Source organism: Mesorhizobium sp. M7A.F.Ca.ET.027.02.1.1 (genome assembly GCF_004022985.1).
Classification (GTDB): Bacteria; Pseudomonadota; Alphaproteobacteria; order Rhizobiales; family Rhizobiaceae; genus Mesorhizobium.
Window position 1 is genome coordinate 1 of record NZ_RZOL01000704.1, and the last position, 1,680, is coordinate 1,680.

Annotated in this window: 3 protein-coding genes; all 3 read right to left on the reverse strand. The window is 62.6% G+C overall.

Translation table 11 applies throughout. The annotated features are described in order from the left end of the window. The coding region (locus EN749_RS35280; RefSeq protein ID WP_145991166.1) for a DoxX family protein at positions 1-268 on the reverse strand (268 nt) is incomplete at its 3' end. A gap of 152 nt (positions 269-420) precedes the next feature. Further along, positions 421-840, reverse strand: a complete 420-nt coding sequence (locus tag EN749_RS35285) for a DoxX family protein (protein WP_127332224.1) — start codon at positions 838-840, stop codon at positions 421-423. Between the two features lie 233 nt (positions 841-1,073). Next, positions 1,074-1,680 (reverse strand): lyase family protein (locus tag EN749_RS35290; RefSeq protein ID WP_245491578.1); only part of this gene is annotated, 607 nt, incomplete at its 5' end.

Consider the following 1,680-nt stretch of genomic DNA (forward strand, 5'->3'; position numbering starts at 1 on the left):
GGCCATAGTGGCCGATGAAGCCGGCGGCAATGCAGAAGGCGGCGAGCAGCAGCGCCGTGACCCGGGTCTGGAAACCGACCAGGATGAGCAGCCCCGCGATCAGTTCGCACAGTCCCGTGCCCCAGGCAGCAAGTGTCGGCAGCGGCAGGCCGAGGCTGGCGAAATAGCCTGTGGTGCCGGCTATGTCGCTCAATGCATGGATACCGGAAGGCACGAACAGGGCCGCGAGCAGCAGCCGGGAGAGCAGGAGCAGCGCGTTGCGGGGCATGTTCACCTCCCTTATCGGCCGCAGGCCGGCCTCCCGATAACCCGATCCTATCAGAAACTCCGGCCGACAGATCGGCGGGCATGTACCAACAACGAAAAAGCGGCGCGGAAAATTCCGCGCCGCTTTTTGTCGGCTATTGCCGGGTTCTTGGCTCAGCCGCGCTTAGCGTCGATCGAATAGGCGCCGGCGCCCGAGGAAGCCAGCACGAGGAAGCCGCCCGCAATGGCGAGGTTCTTGAGAAACTGGATCATTTGCATCTGGTCGGCCCAACCGGTATGGGCGACCAAGCCGGTAGCGACGGTGAAGATCGCCAGCACCCAGGCAACAATCCGGGTCTTGAAGCCGACGAGGATGGCGAGGCCGCCGAGAAGCTCGATCAGGCCGACGACAATGGCCGTTACGGTCGGCAAGGGCAGGCCGAGGGCACCGAAATAGCCGGCCGTGCCGGCGATGGCGGTCAGCTTGCCGAAGCCTGAAAGCAGGAAGATGACGGCAAGCAGGACGCGGCCGAGGAGGATGGTGGTCGAGGCATTGGATGCGCCGGAACCGGCGACTGAAGTGTTGATGGACATGGTGGCTCTCCGGAATGGTTGATACCGGGGAGATAGAGCAAGCCGACTGTTCACCAAAGCCACCAGACTGGCGACACATTGTTCACAGTACTTACGTTTCCGTGATCGGGCGGCCTGCGAAAAATTTGCTTCGCGTCACGTCGTGACGAGAGTAAATTCTCCCGTCACGAAACACCCGGCTTTTGGTTGACGCATTCCGGACCGAAAACCGAAAGACACTTTCCTGGAATTGACTACCCCGGATGCGTCATGTCCTCCGGCCGCACCAGCCGGTCGTAATCGGCTTCGCTGACCAGCCCGGTTGCAAGCGCTTCCTCGCGCAGCGTGGTGCCCTTCTTGTGCGCGGTCTTGGCGATCTTGGCGGCATTGTCGTAGCCGATGGTCGGCGCCAGTGCCGTCACCAGCATCAGCGATCGGTCGAGTGCCGCCTTGATGTTGTCTTCGCGCGCCTCGATGCCGACGACGCAATTGTCGGTGAAGGACACCGAGGCGTCGGAGAGCAACTGCACCGACTGCAGGAAGTTGTAGGCCATCAGCGGGTTGTAGACGTTGAGCTCGAAATGGCCCTGACTGCCGGCGAAGGTGAGCGCCGCATTGTTGCCGAACACCTGCACGCAGACCTGTGTCAGCGCCTCGCATTGGGTCGGGTTGACCTTGCCCGGCATGATCGACGAGCCCGGCTCGTTTTCCGGCAGCGACAGCTCGCCGAGCCCCGAACGCGGACCGGAACCGAGGAAACGGATGTCGTTGGCGATCTTGAACAGCGCGGCGGCCGCCGCATTGATGGCGCCGTGCGAAAACACCATGGAATCATGGGCCGCCAGCGCCTCGAACTTGTTC

Excerpts from the sequence above, each read along its gene's own strand:
- EN749_RS35285 (WP_127332224.1), bottom strand. The coding sequence starts at position 840 with ATGTCCATCAACACTTCAGTCGCCGGTTCCGGCGCATCCAATGCCTCG.